Annotated in this window: 13 protein-coding genes; 4 read left to right on the top strand and 9 right to left on the bottom strand. The window is 66.6% G+C overall.

The features are described 5' to 3' along the window. Positions 1-4: 4 nt before the first annotated feature. A complete protein-coding gene (locus QMB55_RS13735) occupies positions 5-1,660 on the bottom strand; it encodes a phosphoethanolamine transferase (protein ID WP_497589286.1) in 1,656 nt (551 codons plus the stop codon). Positions 1,661-1,822: 162 nt separating this feature from the next. Between QMB55_RS13735 and QMB55_RS13730 the strand changes: the two genes are divergently transcribed. Beyond that, positions 1,823-2,281: a GNAT family N-acetyltransferase gene (locus QMB55_RS13730; protein WP_497589285.1), complete on the top strand. Its 459-nt coding sequence runs from the start codon at positions 1,823-1,825 to the stop codon at positions 2,279-2,281. Here QMB55_RS13730 and QMB55_RS13725 read toward each other — a convergent pair. From QMB55_RS13725 to QMB55_RS13705, 5 genes are all read right to left on the bottom strand, one after another. Then, the gene (locus QMB55_RS13725) at positions 2,278-2,559 is read right to left on the bottom strand and encodes a hypothetical protein (protein WP_497589284.1); all 282 of its coding nucleotides are present in this window, start codon (positions 2,557-2,559) and stop codon (positions 2,278-2,280) included. The genes QMB55_RS13730 and QMB55_RS13725 overlap by 4 nt on opposite strands. Beyond that, a complete protein-coding gene (ycaO, locus tag QMB55_RS13720; RefSeq protein WP_497589283.1) occupies positions 2,556-4,298 on the bottom strand; it encodes a 30S ribosomal protein S12 methylthiotransferase accessory factor YcaO in 1,743 nt (580 codons plus the stop codon). The genes QMB55_RS13725 and ycaO overlap by 4 nt, the downstream gene beginning before the upstream one ends. Before the next feature lie 186 nt (positions 4,299-4,484). Further along, positions 4,485-5,042, bottom strand: coding sequence for a methyltransferase family protein (locus QMB55_RS13715; RefSeq protein WP_497589282.1), 558 nt, complete (start codon positions 5,040-5,042; stop codon positions 4,485-4,487). A 151-nt stretch (positions 5,043-5,193) separates the two neighbouring features. Then, positions 5,194-5,658 (bottom strand): hypothetical protein, encoded by a 465-nt coding sequence (locus tag QMB55_RS13710; RefSeq protein WP_497589281.1) that lies wholly within the window; start codon positions 5,656-5,658, stop codon positions 5,194-5,196. Positions 5,659-6,184: 526 nt separating this feature from the next. Beyond that, on the bottom strand, positions 6,185-6,553 hold the full coding sequence (locus QMB55_RS13705; RefSeq protein WP_497589280.1) for a hypothetical protein: 369 nt from the start codon (positions 6,551-6,553) through the stop codon (positions 6,185-6,187). Positions 6,554-6,851: 298 nt separating this feature from the next. Here QMB55_RS13705 and QMB55_RS13700 point away from each other — a divergent pair, with 298 nt between their 5' ends. Then, positions 6,852-7,700: an MBL fold metallo-hydrolase gene (locus tag QMB55_RS13700; RefSeq protein ID WP_497589279.1), complete on the top strand. Its 849-nt coding sequence runs from the start codon at positions 6,852-6,854 to the stop codon at positions 7,698-7,700. Positions 7,701-7,727: 27 nt separating this feature from the next. Here the strand turns inward: QMB55_RS13700 and QMB55_RS13695 are convergent, their stop codons facing one another. Further along, entirely contained in the window at positions 7,728-8,636 is a 909-nt protein-coding gene (locus QMB55_RS13695) for a hypothetical protein (protein ID WP_497589278.1), read from the bottom strand. Between the two features lie 167 nt (positions 8,637-8,803). Between QMB55_RS13695 and QMB55_RS13690 the strand changes: the two genes are divergently transcribed. Beyond that, positions 8,804-11,710, top strand: a complete 2,907-nt coding sequence (locus QMB55_RS13690; protein ID WP_497589277.1) for an HD domain-containing phosphohydrolase — start codon at positions 8,804-8,806, stop codon at positions 11,708-11,710. 219 nt (positions 11,711-11,929) lie between these two features. Next, positions 11,930-14,845, top strand: a complete 2,916-nt coding sequence (locus QMB55_RS13685; RefSeq protein WP_497589276.1) for an HD domain-containing phosphohydrolase — start codon at positions 11,930-11,932, stop codon at positions 14,843-14,845. Between the two features lie 44 nt (positions 14,846-14,889). Here QMB55_RS13685 and QMB55_RS13680 read toward each other — a convergent pair whose 3' ends face one another. Beyond that, positions 14,890-16,125, bottom strand: coding sequence for a sensor domain-containing diguanylate cyclase (locus QMB55_RS13680; protein ID WP_497589275.1), 1,236 nt, complete (start codon positions 16,123-16,125; stop codon positions 14,890-14,892). Then, entirely contained in the window at positions 16,122-17,261 is a 1,140-nt protein-coding gene (locus tag QMB55_RS13675) for an ABC transporter substrate-binding protein (RefSeq protein ID WP_497589274.1), read from the bottom strand. Before QMB55_RS13675 ends, QMB55_RS13680 begins: the two co-directional genes overlap by 4 nt. Positions 17,262-17,266: the final 5 nt, after the last annotated feature.

Here is a 17,266-nt window from a genome sequence, read left to right as displayed (position 1 = left end):
CGTTTCAGCGGGTGAAGTCGCTGGCGTCCTTGATGACGGGGTGCGGCGGCGCCTGCCAGCGGTAGTCGGGCGAGAGCGCATCGCGCTGGGCGTCGTAGCCGGGCCAGGCCAGCCCGAGCAGGCTGCCGAGGCTGTAGCCGAGCCAGTCGGCGCGCACCGGGTCGGCGAGCTGCGCGGCGCTAAACGGCACCGGGCGCCAGGCGAGCAGCGGAATCCGGTAGCCGGCGGCGGTGTTGGGGCTGTGCCCGGCCTGGTTGCGGCTGTGGCCGACCTCCTGCCCGTGGTCGGAAAGGTAGAGCCAGACGGCGTCTGGGCTCGCGGCGCGGGTCAGGCGGAGCGTTTCGGCGACGATGCCGTCGTGATAACGCAAGGCGGTGTCGTAGTCGTTGCGCAGCGCGCGCAGCCAGAACGGCCGGTCGGCGGCGCGCAGTTCGCGCTCCACCGCATCACCATCATTGGCGTCGTCGCCAAAGCGCGGCGTGCCCTCGGGGTAGCGCAGGCGATAGTGCGGGTGCGCGCCGAGCAGGTGGAGGACGATCAGTTTGCGTTTTCCCGGCTCGGCCAACGCGGTGCGCAGGCTGTCGAGGATCACCCCGTCGGGCTGGCTCGTCGAGCGGCCGGGCGTCTGGTTGAGCATGCGCACCGTGTCGGCGAGTTGGGCGTGTTCCTGTTCGACGGCCAAGTCGGCGTGGTTGCCGATCCAGGTGATGCGGTAGCCGGCGGCGCGGGCGAGGGCGAGCAGGTGCTGCGGATCGGCGGTGTCGGGCGCGCCGAAGTAGAACAGCCGGCGCAGCGCCGGGATCGTCGCCGCATCGAGCGACCAGGCGTGGCGGAAGACGCCCAGGCGGCCGTCGGCGCCGGCCAGCGCGGCCGTCAGGGCCGGCGTGGTGGCGCGCGGGTAGCCGTAGAGCGCGAGGTTGTCGCGGTTGACGCTGTCGGTGATGACCAGCACGGCGGTCGACGGCGCATCGGCAGCCAAACGCGGCGCGCGGGCGCGGGCGATGGCGAGGAGGCGTTCGCGCTGGTCGTTGAGCAACGCCCAGTGCGAGCGCAGGCGGCCGACGTCCTGCCACCATTTGACCCAGAAGGGCAGCGGGTGATGTCGGCGCCAGGGCTTGCTGGCGACGGCGGCGGCGACGAGCAGCAGGCACAGCAGCAGCACCGCCAGGCGCAGGCGGTTGCCCTGCGGCTGCGGCCGCGCGTGCCGGCACCACAGGCGCAGGCCGAGGCCCAGGGTGATGACGCAGGCCAGCGCCTCGGACGCCACCCGCGCCAGCGGCCACGCCTGGGTGCGCGCGTATTCGAGCGTTTCGCCGGCGTTGGCGTTGGCGATGGCGGCAAGCACCAGGGCGCTGTTCGGCGCCGCGTCATAGAGTTCGAGCAGGTAGGCGCGGGTGGTGCCGTCGGTGATGAAGAGCAGGGCGTAGGCGCCGGCGGCCAGCGCCTGCAGGCGTCGCCCCCGCGCTGAGGGCGCGGGGTAGAGCAGCACCAGCAGGGCGGGCAGGGCGAGGATGAGCAGTTGCAGGACGCGTTTGCCGTCGAAGCCGGCGACCACCGGCGCGGCCACGGCGAGGGCGCAGAGCGCGAGCGCCCAGAGGTAGAACGATCGGGAGGGCGCGGTTGGGGGAACGGCTGGGGGCGCGGCGGATTCGGAAGGCAAGGCGGTCAAGGCGATGAGGGCGGATTGGCCGGTGGCGGATGAAGGGGGCGTGCTCGACGGCGGAGCGGCTCGCCTGCATTGACCGCTCTTGCAGCGCCAAGTTCGCCGCTAGAATACAATGTCATCGTTGCGGCGGGCTGCCGCATGGGCTTGGGAGCGTCGATGCACCTTTATACGCTGCGGCCGGCACGCGAGGCCGATTTGCCTTTCCTGCGCGCCTTGCGCGTGCAGAGCATGCGCGAACATCTGGAAAACTCAGGGGTGGCCTACGACGAGGCGGCGCAGGCGGCGCGCATCCCTGACCGTTTCGACTGTGCGCGGATCGTCGTCTGCGACGGCGCCGATGTCGGGCTGTTCAAGGTTTGTCGCGAGGGCTCGCCGTGGGAACTGATCCAGATCCAGCTCCTGCCGGCCGCTCAGGGGCGCGGCCTCGGCGCGGCGCTGATCCGCGATCTGCTGGCCGACGCCGCCGCGGCCGCAGCCGGCGTCGCCGTCGAACTCTCGGTGCTCAAAGCCAACCCGGCGCAGCGGCTTTACGCCCGCCTCGGGTTTCGCCCGGTCGGCGAGGAGGCGCGGGCCTACACCCTGCGCTGGACGCCGCCGCGCGCGGCGAAGGCTTAGCCGCGCGGGCCGGGTTTTTGCGCTTTCTGCGGGCGGAAATTCTTGAACACGTAACGCGCGTCGGCCTCGGCGCGCTCCTGCGTGCAGATCGTCGGATCGTCGTCGTGGCCGCTGAAGTACTCGGCCTCCTGCGCGCGCATGACGATGGCGATGGCCGCCTCGTCTTCCAGCGTGTAGATCTCGGTGAGCAACGTCGCGACTTCGTCGAGGTGCTGCTCGTAGCTCATGTGCGCGGGCTTGGCTTTTCCGGCCTTGCCGGGTTTTCCTGGGGTGCTCATGCCGATTCTCCCGAGTGCGCGGCGCGGACCTTGGCGTAAGCCGCGAGCAGGCGTTGGTGCAGCGCGCTGCCGGAAAGGTCGGCGCCGAGGCCGGTTTGGCCGAAGAAGCGTTCGCTGCCTTCGAGCAGGGCCATCGCGCGTTCGAGCGTGGCCGTGCCGTAGAGGGCTTCGAGCGTGCTGCGCTCGGGCAGCGGCGCGTCGCCTTCGTCGAAACGCACCAGCACCTCGATGCAACGATAGACGAGGCGGCGCGCCGGGTCGAGCTGGGCGAAGTGGCGCACCCAGTCGCAGCCTTCGCGGATCGCCTCGGCATCGCCGCAGGCGAGCGCCAGCAAGGCTTTCAGTTCGCCGACGCGCAGGTCTTCCCAGAAGCTGCCGGGATCGGGCGCGAGGCCGATCAGTGCGGCCACCGGGCGCGGGTCGGCGATGCCGGAGGCATTGAGCGTGTCGAGCAGCTCGCCGCAGTCCTCGTCGGAGAGCGTGTCGAGGTGGAGGATGGCGTCGCGCACGCGGTTGCCGAAGCTGCTGTTCTCGTATTCGAGGTCGTCGACCGGGTAGATCTCGGAGAAGCCGGGGACGACGATGCGGCAGGCATACATGCCGAGCTGCGGGAAGTCGGCGATGTAGATGTCGTGGCCCTCGGCGGCGATGGCGCGGGTGAGGTGGGCGACGTCGTCCTGCGTCGTTCCGGGGTGGTTCCAGTCGGCAAATTCATAGTCCGCCTCGGCGCCGAAGAAGGCCCAGCCGACCTGGCCGCTGGAATCGACGAAGTGGATTTCGAGGTTGGGCGCGCTGGCGACTTCTTCGAGGTCGAAGTCGGGTTCGGGGAAGCCATCGAGCGCGTCGAGCGCGCGGCCTTGCAAAAGCTCGGTGAGCGCGCGTTCGAGGGCGATGCCGAAGGTGGGGTGGGCACCGAAGCTGAGGAAGCAGCCTTGATCGCGCGGGTTGAGCAGCGCGACGCAGAGCACCGGGAAGGCGCCGCCGAGCGAGGCATCCTTGACCAGCAGGCCGAAACCGGCGGCGCGCAGCGCGGCGACTTCGGCGGCGAGCGCCGGGTAACGGGCCAGCACGGCTTCCGGCACGTCGGGCAGGCACAGCCCCTCGCGGATGACGCGGAACTTGACCGCGCGCTCGACGATCTCGGCCAGCGCCTGGGCGCGGGCTTCCGGCGCGCTGTTGCCGGCGGCCATGCCGTTGCTCAAATAGAGGTTGCCGAGGATGTTGACCGGAAAGTAGACCGTCTCGCCGTCGGCCTGGCGAACGAAGGGCAGGGCGCAGATGCCGCGCGCGACGTTGCCCGAGTTGTGGTCGACCAGCACCTCGGCGTCGAGCGCCGCGTCCGGGTTGTAGAAGGCGTGCAGCTTCTTGGAGAGGATTTCCGCCGGCCAGCGCCCGCCCTTGCCCGGCGCGAACCAGCGTTCCTGCGGGAAGTGCGTGAAGGCGTGCGTCGCGTAGTGCGGGCCGAGGTGGTAGTGCGTCCAGAAATAGTGGCAGGCGAGGCGCTCGAAGAACTCGCCCAGCGCGCTGGCGCGCGCCGCGAGTTCGGACGCGCCCTTGCCGTTGGTGTAGAGCAGCGGGCAGTCGCGGTCAGCGACGTGCACCGACCAGATGCCCTCGATCGGGTTGAGCCAGGATTTTTCCTCGACGGTGAAGCCGAGGGCGGCCAGCTGGCCTTGCATGCGGGCGATGGCGGCTTCGAGCGAAGCGTCCTTGCCGGGGATGAAGTGTTCGGTGGTCATGGGCAGAGGGCGTGCGGAGTGGCCGCACAGAGAAGAATGGCGCGCAGGATAGTGCCGGACGGCCGGCTTGTCGACTCGGGCGTGCCGTGTCTGGGTGTCCGGGAAGGCGCATCTGGATGCGCCTTTCAAAGGTGCAACGCTGAAACGACCGCTGGATGCGCCCTCCAGGCCGGCGCCAAGGCCCGTTCAGCGGCCCGGCCAGCCGACGAAGCGCGGCACGCGTGCGCAGTAGTCGAGGTAGTCCTGCCCGTAAATCCGGGTGAGGTGTTCCTCCTCGATGCGCGCCACGGCATACGCCAGCGCGAGGTAGGAGGCGAGGCCCAGCACGCCGATCGGATTGCCCCAGGCGATCACCGCGCCGAGGATCAGCGCCCCGTAGGCGACGAACTGCGGATTGCGGCTGTAGCGGTACAGGCCGCCGGTTTTGAGCCCCGGCGTCGCGCTGCCCAGCCAGCGCGAAAACTGGCGGAAGCAGTCCATCGCCAGCACAGTGAGCGCCAGACCGCCGACCATCAACGGCACCCCAAGCCACGCCGCGCCGCGCATCGGCGGCACACCCACCGGCCCCCAGATCGAAATGCCGACAAAAGCGCCATTGACGCAATACACCGCCAGATGCAGCGCCGAGCCGAACGCGGAGAGCCGCCCGCGCTGCGCGTACTCACGGCGCAGCCAGAAGAGGGTGAAGGCGGCGAAGGCGAGGAAGAGGGCGCCGAGCAGGAGGAGGGTTTCGGCCGTGGACATGGGGAGGGGCTTGGTCGAGGGGTGGAGGCTTCCGGCGCGGTTGGCGTGTAGGGTCCGGAAGTGGGGGGAGGTTTAACGTAGAAGTCACCGACGCTGCGCGGCTTTATCGCGCAGCGTCCAGCGACTGAAAGGAGCGAGGTTGAGCGCCGGGTTAGGCACAGACCACATTTTTGACGAAACTCTTGAAGCTCTTGGCACGAGTACCAGCCTCGGCTGTTGTGGAGAATAATTCGACTTTTCCGAACCCGCGCAGACGCTTAATCTCCGTCGCCGTTACGGCCTCCTCAGTTCCGAACTGATGTTCGATGACCCAGAAGAAGAGCCGGTAACCTTTGGCACGTAGGTTCGTAAGAATGGAGTCTGTTGCGGCGGCTGGGTTGTCAAACTGCGGGCAAAGTGCCGCAATGAGGTAAGGGCGAAGCGCAGGGTCGAGGGACAGCATGAACTTAATATATCCTTTTGGCTGGTCATCATTTGACATGCGCCGAATGAAAAACTCATCTTCGGCAATCGTCGTTCTTCTCTGCCGGTAATTTCCACTCGTAAGCGCACTTAGTGTTTTCGATTTACCCCAATTAGCGTGACCTACGACGAAAGCAATCTTTCCCTTTGGCATAACTTTCTCCCTGTGAATTGATGGTGCCTAACGCGCTAGCTCAGGGGGCGCCGCTTGCGGCGCGTCCCTTGGATCGACGGGTTATACGGCTATGGGTTATTTGTGCAGAGGCAAGCAATGCGAAGCCTCCAACAACAGAAATAACCAGAAATTCGATGATTGAAACGCTGACCCCGACCGCAAGCTTTGGGTCTTGGTGCCCGTACGAGATGTAGTAGTGCGCGACTGCGACTACCTCACTGAACATTGCACCCACAACAAACGCCAGAGATAGCGTCCAAGGGCGAACCCCATTCTTCTCGCTCCGCTGCGCCATGGCTCCGCCAATTGCCCCGAGCAGAGCTACAACCAACACGGCAAGAGAGATACTCCCTTCGCGCGCAAGGCTGTAGGTTGCCGGGAGGCAGATGGTTCCAGAGATAGCGGCAAGCGCAAATGGATTCATGACGTATAACGTGCTAGCTCAGCCGACGGCAAAAAGCGTAGCTTTTTGACGGTCGGCTGGAGCGGGATGTTAGGTTTGTTTTCAACGTTTCTTTGCCGGCGGCTTTTGGGAAAGCGCGGAGCCAGCCGCTGATTTGGACGATGCGCTGGTTCTTCCGTCGCGAAGCGTTTTGGATGCGGCCGAAGCGGCGGCGGGAGATGTGACTTTTTTGGGTGCTACCTGAGAGAGTGCGCTGCCTGCAGCAGTTCTTGATGCTTTAGCAGTGCTTGGACTGGAAATAGTTTTTGAGGCTGCTTTCGCTGCTGGTGCCGAAGTGGTTTTTGCCGCAGCCGATTGAGCGCGGGCCGCAAAAGTACTTTTCTCAACAACACCATTGTTTGCACGAGCAGTGGCACCTTGAATTCTGGATGCAGCAGCGGGCGTCATTGGCGATTTCGGTTTTGCGGCCATTTGTGTCTCCTTGAGATTGAAACGCGGAACGAAAAACCTAACGTTGGAGGTAAAGGGCGCGGAGCCGGCCTGCCGGCGGAGCATCCCGCTTAACCAAAAGGGTCAGAGTCATTTCTCTATCCCCTATCTGCCCCCTCCTGTATCTTGCTTATGGCATTATCAAGCGCTTGTTTTGCGTTGTAAATGCTTTGCCGACAATGTGTTATGTCTAACTTGTCGCGCTAGAGTCGACGCTTCGTGGAAGCGTGCTAGCATCCCTGTTTATGTCGTTGACAATGGCATTGATAAGGAGAATTCCATGCGTTTCAGCTTGAGCATCGTCGTCGACAACATCGTTCCGATCGGCGGCGGGCAGCCTTTTCTGGGCGAGCACGGTTTGTCGATGTTGCTGGAAACCGAAGGCACGCGCCTGCTGCTCGATGCCGGGCAGAGCGGGACGGCGGTGGTGAACAACCTTTCCTTGCTCGGGGCGCCGCCGGCGTCGCTCTCGGGCGTCGTCCTCAGCCACGGTCATTACGACCATTGCGGTGGCTTGGCACAGCTGCTGGCGCACGCCGGCAAGCGCCTGCCGGTGCATGTGCACGGTGAGGCCTTCGCGCCGCGCTATTCCTTGAGCGGCGAGACGCGCAAGTTCGTCGGCATTCCGCACCGGCGTGAGTATCTGGCGTCGCTCGGCGCCGACTGGCGCACGGCGTCGGTGCCTGAGGAAATCCGGCCCGGGGTGTGGGTGAGCGGCAGCGTGCCGCGGCGCACGGCGTTCGAGACGGGCGATGCGCGCCTCGTCACCGTGCCCGAGGGCGAGGGCTGCGCCTGCCAGGATGCCCTGGCCGATGACATGGCGCTCTACCTGCGCACCGACGCGGGGCTGGTGGTGCTGGCCGGCTGCGCGCACGCCGGGATGCTGAACATGATCGCGCACGGGCTAGCGGTGACAGGCTGCACGCGGCTCGCGGGCTGGGTCGGCGGCACGCATCTGGGGCCGGTGTCGGGCGAGCAGCAGGCGGCGAGCATCGAGGCTTTGCTGGCCTTGCAGCCGGACTTCGTGGCTGCCAGCCATTGCACGGGCTTTGCCATGCTGGCGCGCTTGCAGGCGGCGTTTGGCGAGCGCTTCAAGCCGGCCTGCGTCGGGGCGCGCTTCAGCTTCTGAGCGTGCCGCCGCCGCCCGGCGGCGGCCTTACTGCACTTCTTCGACCTTCAGCCAGACGCTGCCCGATTCGCGCACCTCGCGCGTGCCGATCGAGAGGCCGCCCTGGCCTTGCATGTTCGCCTGCTGGCCGGTGCCGCCGAGCTCGATCCATTCGCCCAAGCGGCCGCTGACGGTGGTCGACAGGCGCTGGGTCTGGATGCTGCCGCCGGGGCCGGGGGCGTCGTTGTAGGGGCGGATGTCGAGGGTGACGCGCTCGCCGGCGAGGCGCGGTTCGGCGTAGAAGCCCTGGCCGACGTCGCGGTAGACGACGCTGTCGCTGACGATGACGCCGCCCGGGCCGACGACGACCTGGCGCAGCGGCAGCGGGATGGCGCGGCCGACCTGGATGAAGGCGCGCCCGCCTTCGATGACGCGTACCGATTGCGCGCCGCTCGAACTGCGCGCGCTGCGGGTATCGACGACCTGCGCGCCGACGACCGAGCTGCCCTGACGGATGACCACCGTACCGCTGGGCGTGCTCGTGCTGTGGGTGACGGTGCTGCCGGGCGGCTGCACGATGCGCACGTTGTCGTTGCCGACTGTACCGTACAGCGCGCCGCCCTGCTGGGTCTGCGTCGCCTCGCGGCTTTGCGCGACGTGGATGACGAGGCTGCGCGCCGGCCGGTCGAGCACTTCAAGCGCGCGTTTGATCTCCTCGCGGTTCTTGCGCGAGGCGCGCAGGATCAGCTGGTCGTTCATCCCCGAAATCGCGCCGCCCGGCTCGACCAGCGGACGCAAGGTGGGGAGCACCTTGTCGATGGTGCTGTGGCGCAGGGGGATGACCTCCATCTCCTGCTGGGCGGAGGCGGGCGCCGCGACGAGCAGGGCGCAGAGCAGCAGGGCGAACAGCGTCGTCGAGAGGGGGCGGAAAAACCAGGCAGGAAAAAAACGGGGCATGGGCGGGCGGCGTTGAGGCAGTGTTGGAAAGGCGAGGGCCGGGCTTACGCTAACGCGTCCCTCGCCGCGAGGCAAGCCGTCTGCGGCGGAGCCCTGTGCTAGCATGGTTTAAGCGGGGTTGCGTCGTCATTCCGATCCCGTTTTCGTGTCCGCCGACCGAGGTCCCCATGAAGCGACGCTACCCCCTGCACGTGCATATCGCGGTCTTGTTCGTGGTCCTGATCCTGGTCGTCGGCGGGCTGCTGGCCTGGATCGGTTTCCAGAACAGCCGCAGCATATTGGAGCAGGGCGCCCAGGCCTTGAGCGAACGCATCGGGCGCGAAGCCGGGCGAACCTTCGCGCATGTCGTCGATTCGGCGGAAGACGCGTCGCGCCTGCTGAGCCGGACCGCCCTGGGGCGCAGCAGCACCCATGCCGAACGGATGCACTTGCTCCCGCTGCTGCACGAAGCCCTGCTCAACAACGAAGAGCTGGTTTCGGTGTATGCGGGGTTTGAAAACGGCGATTTCTTCCTCATGCGCCGGATGCACGACAACGTCGAACGCGAGCGTTACGGAGCGCCGGCATCCGCCAGCTTCCTGGTCCAGAGCATTGCGCTTGAAGCTGGCGAACGGCGCGGCCGTTACGTGTTTCTCGATGCGGCGTTGAACCCGCTGGGCGAAGTCGAGCGCCCGGATTACGCGGCCGCGTTCGACCCGCGCCAGCGTCCGTGGTATCTGACCGCGCAGAAAGGCGCGGGGCGCATTGCCACGGCGCCTTACGTTTTCTATTCCAGCGGGTTGGTTGGCGCAACTTTCGCCAACCGCATGCCCGATGGGCGGGCGGTGATGGGGGCGGACATCCGCATGGCGGCACTGAACCATCTGCTCGCGGCGCAGAAAACGACCCCGGGGACGCAGATCGTCCTGCTCGATTCGCACTGGCGCATCGTCGCTCAGGCCGAACCGGCGCAGCGCCTTCGCACGTCCGATGCGCAGGTCGATGCCGTGTTGCCGGGCCTGGATCGGGCCGGGGTTCCTGTCTTCGAGCGGCTTCTGGCCGAGCGGCAGCGCCTGGAGGCCGCCACGCGCTCGGCGCTCGACCTCGAGGCCGATGGCCTGCGCTGGCAGGTGCATGTCGAACCGGTGAGCCTCGACGGGCTGCCTCGGCTGGCTGTGGTGACGGCCATTCCAGAAGATGAGCTGTTCGCCGAGGCGCATCGTCAGCTCTGGACTGCGCTGGGCGCTGTGCTGGCCGTCATTGTGCTGTCGATTCCGCTGGTCATCGTTCTGGCGCGCATGGTCGCGTATCCCTTGCGCCGTCTGGACGAGGCCGCAGAGGCCGTGCGGCGCTTCGATTTCGGTGCTCCGGTCCAGGTCGATTCCGCGATCTACGAAGTGGATGCGCTGGCGACGACGCTGAGCGAGATGAAGGAAACGATCCATCGCTTCATCGACATCAGCCTGTCTGTCGCTTCTGAGCACAATTTCGACCGCCTGCTGCCGAAATTGCTGCAGGAAACCTTGTCTGCGGCGCGGGCCAGCAGCGGCGTCCTGTACCTCAACGATGCCGAAATCCTGCGTCCGGTGGCAGGCCGGCGCGCCGACGGGGGCGAACTTCCCGAGGCGGCGCCGCTGCCGCTCGCCGCGCCGGCCAGTACGGCCTTGCAGGCGGCTCTGGCGCAGGGTATTCCGATCGCCCAGCCGCTGGACGCAGCCGAGATCGAGGCGCTGGGCATCGGCGGCGTCGTTGCCGACGGGCCGTTCGGCCACCTCATTGTGGTGCCGCTGCTCAACCGGACGCAGACGCTGGTGGGCGTCATGCTGCTTCTGCGCCCGGACGAAACCGACGCCAATCGTCTGAGTTTCATCGGTGCCCTGGCGGGATCGGCGGCGGTGTCTCTGGAAGCGCGTGAATTGCTCCAGGCGCAGAAGCGCCTGTTCGACGCCTTGATCCAGCTCATCGCCGGTGCCATCGACGCCAAGAGCCCGTACACCGGCGGGCATTGCACGCGCGTGCCCGAGATCGCACAGCGCCTGACGCAGGCCGCGTGCGCAGCCGAGGACGGGCCGCTGGCCGGCTTCCAGATGCGGGATGAGGATTGGGAAGCGTTGCACATTGCGGCCTGGATGCATGATTGCGGCAAGCTGACGACGCCGGAATACGTGGTGGACAAGGCGACGAAGCTGGAGACGATCTACGACCGGCTGCACGAGATCCGGATGCGCTTTGAGGTGTTGAAGCGCGATGCCGAAATTGTCTGCCTTAAAGCCATCGCCGCCGGGACGCCCGCCGCCGAGGCGGAGGCTGCGCTGGCGTCGGCGTGGGCGCAGCTTGACGAGGATTTTGCTTTCGTCGCCGGGTGCAACGAAGGCGGAGAGTTCATGGCGCCGGAGAAGCTTGAACGGCTGCAGCGCATCGGCGCGCGGACCTGGCAGCGCACGCTCGACGACCGCATCGGTCTGGGGCACGAGGAGCGCGCGCGCAAGGCGCGCCAGCCCGCGCCGGCCTTGCCGGTGACCGAGACGCTGCTGGCCGACAAGCCGGAACACCGCATCGCACGCGAGCCCCACGAGCAGTTACAGGATACCGACCGCTACGGCATCCGGATGACGGCGCCGGAATTGCGCTACAACCTTGGTGAGCTGTACAACCTGAGCGTGGCGCGCGGCACGCTCACCGCCGAGGAACGCTACAAGATCAACGAGCACATCGTTCACGGCATTTTCATGCTCGGGCGCTTGCCTTTCCCGAGTCACTTGCGCCAGGTGCCGGAAATTGCCGGCGGGCACCATGAAAAAATGGACGGCACCGGCTATCCGCGCCAGTTGCGCGGCGAGCAGATGAGCCTGCTGGCGCGGATCATGGCGATTGCCGACGTGTTCGAGGCGCTGACCGCCATCGACCGGCCGTACAAGAAGGGAAAGACGCTCTCCGAGGCGCTGCGCATCATGGCCATGCTGCGCGATCAACGGCACATCGACGCTGACCTGTTCGCGCTCTTCGTGCGTTCCGGGGTGTATCTGGACTACGCGCGCCAGTTCATGCGCCCGGAGCAGATCGACGCGGTCGACGCCGAGGCCCTGCTCGGCTGATCCGGAAAACCTCTTCCGCCGTAAAACCAGCGCCATTGCGCCATTTCATGCCGTTCGGGTGATGGTAGGATGTCGTCCTATGCCGTTGGGCTCAATTCGACACTGATCCGGAGATGAAAACCGCCGTCCGTGCGGTTCGCTTTTCATTCCGCGTGCCGTTGGCTCTGACGCGACGTCCCCCACAGACAATGATCGGGTCATGCCCCGAAAGGCACTGGAATGGAAAAACAACGTCGTTATCCCCTGCATGTTCTGATTGCCTCCTTGTTCGGCGCGCTGGTGCTGACGGTCGGCGGTTTGCTCGGGGGCATCGCCTACGTTGCCCATTGCCGGATGCTCGAGCGCGATGCGCAGGACCTCGTGACGCGCATCGGACGCGGCACGGTGCGTGATTTCTCGGCGCTGGTGACGCCGGCGGAACTGGCGGTGCAGATGTTCAGCCAAGGCATGATCAGCAAGACGCGGACGCATGGCGAGCGCCTGCCGTTCCTCGGAGCGATGCAGACGGCGTTGAACGTTTCCCATGAACTGGCGGCGGTCTATGCCGGTTTTTCCAACGGGGATTTCTTCCTCCTGCGGCGCTTGGCCGATGCGCAAGATCGGGCGTTTTTCTCGGCTCCCGAGGGGGCGGCTTACCTCGTGCAGAGCATCGCCGAGGAAAACGGGACGCGGCAAGGGCGCTATCTGTTCCTCGACGCGCGTTTGCAGCTTCTGCGCGAAGAGCACCATCCCGACTATGCCGCCACGTACGATCCGCGCCAGCGCGCCTGGTATGAGGCGGCACTGAGCCAGGACGGGCAGGTGAAAACCCAGCCCTACGTTTTCTACACGACCCGCCGCCCCGGAATCACGCTGGCCAACCGCGCCCCCGGCGGCCACGCGGTGATCGCCGCCGATGTGCGGGTCGACGTGCTCAACCAGCGGCTTGAACAGCAGCGGGTGACCCCCGGCGCGCTGTCGGCGTTGACCAACTTCAAGGGCGAGGTGATCGCCTTTCACGACGGTGCGCACTTCGAGCGATCCAACCAGGAAAAGGGGCGCATTTCGCTGACCCTGCTCGGTGATCTGGACGATCCGGTGTTTTCCCTGGTGGCCAAGCAGCCGGACTGGCTCGACCCCAGCCAGTCCAGAAGCTGGAAGTTCAGGGTCGGGCGCGAGGATTGGCGCGTCTATGCCGAGCCTTTCATCATCGAAGGCACGCAGCCGCCCCTCTTCCTCGTCACCGCCATCCCGGACAGCGAACTGCTGGCTTCGGCGCGGAGCATGCTGCGCAACACGGGCTGGGCCGTGCTGTTCATCCTCGGCCTGTCGATCCCCGTGACCCTGGCGCTGGCGCGTTCGGTGTCCAACTCCTTGCGCCAGCTCAACCGCGAGGCGGAATCAATCCGCCGTTTCGAGTTTGAGCGACGGGTGCGGGCCGACTCCTTCATCGTCGAAGTGAGCGAGCTGGCGCATACGATGGACGAGATGAAGGGCACCATCCGGCATTTCCTCGACGTCAGCCAGCGTGTCGCGGCGGAAAACGATTTCGACCGCCTGCTGCCGCGCCTGCTTGAGGAGACGATGGCCGCCGCGAAAGCCTCCTTGGGCGTCCTTTATCTGGCCAACGAAGAGGCGTTGAAAGCGGCCGCGGCGCTCGGCGCCGACGGCGAACTGCCGTTGCCCGAAAAGACGCTGCTTCCGGCGCGCCTGGCCCGTGACGAATGGCGCGCCGCCTTTGCCGCCAACGAGCCGACCTCGCTGCGCCTCAATTCCGAGCTGGTCGCGGCGCTGGGGCTGAGCGCGCTGCCCGGCCTGGAGCGCCTCAACCACGTCATCGTCGTTCCCTTGCGCAACCGCGAACAGCACTGCGTCGGGGGCGTACTCCTGCTGCGCGAGGGCGAGACCAACCGCAACCGGCTGGGTTTCATCGGCGCTTTGTCCACCTCGTCGTCGCTGAGCCTTGAAGCCAAAGAGCTGCTCCAGGCGCAAAAACGCCTCTTTGAATCGATGATCCTGATGATCGCCGGCGCCATCGACGCCAAGAGCCCGTACACCGCCGGGCATTGTGCCCGCGTGCCTGAGATCGCCGAGCGTCTGGCCAAGGCGGCGTGCGCGAGCCAGGAGGGTGCCTTCGCCGACTTTTCGCTCAACGCCGCCGAACGCGAAGCCCTGCACATTGCGGCCTGGATGCATGATTGCGGCAAGCTGACGACGCCGGAATACGTGGTGGACAAGGCGACGAAGCTGGAGACGATCTACGACCGGCTGCACGAGATCCGGATGCGCTTTGAGGTGTTGAAGCGCGATGCCGAAATTGTCTGCCTTAAAGCCATCGCCGCCGGGACGCCCGCCGCCGAGGCGGAGGCTGCGCTGGCGTCGGCGTGGGCGCAGCTTGACGAGGATTTTGCTTTCGTCGCCGGGTGCAACGAAGGCGGAGAGTTCATGGCGCCGGAGAAGCTTGAACGGCTGCAGCGCATCGGCGCGCGGACCTGGCAGCGCACGCTCGACGACCGCATCGGTCTGGGGCACGAGGAGCGCGCGCGCAAGGCGCGCCAGCCCGCGCCGGCCTTGCCGGCGACCGAGACGCTGCTGGCCGACAAGCCCGAGCACCGCATCCTGCGTGAAACCAAGGACCCGGCGCGCAACCCCGGCGCCCACGGCATCCGCATGGACGTGCCCGAGCTGAGCTACAACCTTGGCGAGCTGTACAACCTGAGCGTGGCGCGCGGCACGCTCACCGCCGAGGAGCGCTACAAGATCAACGAGCACAGCATCCAGACCATCTTCATGCTCGAGCGCCTGCCATTCCCGCGCCATCTGCGCCAGGTGCCCGAGATCGCTGCCAATCACCACGAGAAGCTCGATGGGACGGGCTATCCGCGCCGGCTGAGCGGCGAGCAGCTGTGCCTGCTGGCGCGGATCATGGCGATTGCCGACGTGTTCGAGGCGCTGACCGCCGTTGACCGGCCGTACAAGAAGGGAAAGACGCTCTCCGAGGCGCTGCGCATCATGGCCATGCTGCGCAACCAGCAGCACATCGACGCTGACCTGTTTGCGCTCTTCGTGCGTTCCGGGGTGTATCTCGATTACGCGCGCCAGTTCATGCGCCCGGAGCAGATCGACGCGGTCGATGTCGAGGCCGTGCTGGCCTGAAGGATCGGGTCGCGTCGAAAGGTGGCAGGCAGGCTGGTGCGCGTTCAGCCGGTGCAGACGCAGTTGCGTCCGCGTTCCTTGGCGCGATAGAGCAGGGCGTCGGCGCGGGCGAGCAGGTCGGCGGCGTCTTCGTCTTCGCCCAACTGGGCGACGCCGAAGCTTGAGCTGACGAAGAACGTGTTTCCGGCGTGCTCGATCGGCGTCCGCTCGATCTTCTGGCGCAGGCGCTCGGCAAAGAGCAGCGCGGCGTCAATGCCGGTTTCGGGCAGGACGATCAGGAACTCCTCGCCGCCGTAGCGTCCGGCCCAGTCGAGCTGATCGCGCAAACCGCCGCGCAACAAGCCACCCAGGGTGCGCAGCACGGCGTCGCCGGCGGCGTGGCCGTGCGTGTCGTTGACCTGCTTGAAGTGGTCGATGTCGAGGAAAACGACGGTCAGCGGACGCTGGTAGCGTTCGGCGCGCACCACTTCCGGCGGCAGGCGTTCGTCGATGTGGCGTCGGTTGTAGCAGCCGGTGAGCGGGTCGGTGACCGACAGGGCGCGAACTTCGGCCAGAGCGTCGGCGAGCTGACGGGTGCGCTCCTCAACCTGGGCGTCGAGGTTGCCGATGTGCTGGCGCAGGCTTTCCTGCAAGGTACGGAAACCGTCGGCGACTTCGTCGAGTTCGTCGTGCGTCGGGCGCGGCGAGCGTTTCAGGTCGAGCGGCACGGTCAGGTTGTCCGGCCCGAGACGGCGGGCGAAGTCGGCGACGCGTTCGAGCGGATGCTGCAGGTCGCGGCGGATGATCAGGTAGATCAGCACGAACATCACGGCGAGCAGCAACAGGTGCCCGAACAGGGCCTTGAGCGCGTGGTCCTGGGCCAGCGCCCGCAGGTGGGTGGCGTTGGGGTAGAGCTCAAGGGTGCCGATGCTGCCTTGGGTCGCGTTCGGGTAAGGGATGGGAACGCGCAGCGGCGGTTCGTTCGGGGCGAGTGTTTTGTCGCCTTCGTCGAAGCGTTGCCCGGTATGCACATCGAGGCGCACGAAACCGATTTCCCGGTGCTCGACGATGGCTTTGAGCAGGCGCTCGATCGTTTCCGGTTCGATGTCCCAGACGGCGGTCGACAACAGCGCGGCGTAGGCGTGGGCGATGTCGTCGAGCGAGCGCCTGAGTTCGCCTCGCTTGGCGTTGTACTGGCTGAAGCCCTGGGTGATGGCGATGAGCAGGGCGCCGAGCAGTGCCAGCCAGGCCGCCTTGCGGAGGAGTTGCCGGGCGAGCGGCGCGAAGGTGGGTCGGGTCATGGCAGGCGGTGGCTTGAAGGCGCGTTGAGCAAGGTACGCAGCGAGAAATCGTAGCGGCGCAGCTTGGGGTTGTGGACCTTGCTGAATCGCTTGAAGTCGACGTCGAAGCGGTCGTCGCCGAAGCGCTCGGTGAAGCGTCGCGCCTCGTCCGGAGTGAAGAGCATCGAAACGCGGCGGCGCAACGCCAGCCCTTCGTCGGCGAAATCGTGGCCGTGGTGGTAGTCGTGGAGCATGACCAGCGCCCAGGCGCCGGGCGTGAAGTGCCCGCCGCACAAGGCGGCGAGCCGCCCCGTGCGCAAGGCGTCGAAAGCCTCGCGCGAGGTGTTGATGGCGCTGAACAGCATGTCTTTTCCGGGGCGGCGCCCGCGTTCCTCGAGCGTGTCCATGGCGCCGAAGGCCATCAGGTCATTGCCGGCCCAGACCAGTCGGGCGTCGGGGTAACGGTCAAAGAGCCAGGCGCTTTTCATGCGCGCCCGCTCGCGGCTCCAGCCGGCCACCACGAGCTGGTCGAGCACGACGTCTCCGGCCGCTTCGATTGCCTGCCGCATGCCCTGGGTGCGCAGGATCGAACTCGGGGTCGAGCGGTCGCCGGCGATGGCGATCAGGTGCAGCTTGCCGTCGGGGGCGACGAGCCCGTTCCGGCGCCCTTGTTCGATGAGTTCCTGCGCCGTGCCGTAGCCGATTTCCTCGGCCATCGGTTCGAGCGAGCCGAGCCAGTGGCGCAGTCGCGTGCGCGGCTCGCCCAGTTGCCGCTGGTGCTCCGGATCATAGATGCTGCTGAAGGCGAGGAAGGTCTTGATGCCGGCCTGGTCGAGCTGAGGCAGCAGGGCGACGGCGATCGAATAGTCGTTGGTCATGACCACGTAGTCGGGACGCTGCTTGGCTGGCCGGGCGAGCAAGGCGTGTACGACCGCGTTGGTGCGGGTGTGGTCGCGGTCCATATAGACGATCTCGAGCTGCATGCCGAGGCTGTCGGCGGCTGCCTGCATGAGGCTGGAAACGCTGCGCCAGTAAACTTCGCCGGCGTGCCCGGGATTGATGAACACCACGCTCTGCGCCATGGCCATGTTGCCGGCCAGAAGACTCAGGAGGAGCAGGCGAGAACTCAACCGGCGCAGGAAGGCGAGGAATGGCATGGGGT

The organism is Propionivibrio sp. (assembly GCF_041441355.1).
Taxonomy (GTDB): Bacteria; Pseudomonadota; Gammaproteobacteria; order Burkholderiales; family Rhodocyclaceae; genus Propionivibrio.
The sequence above is the reverse complement of the archived record's forward strand: the minus strand, read 5'-3'. Positions and strand labels throughout refer to the sequence as shown.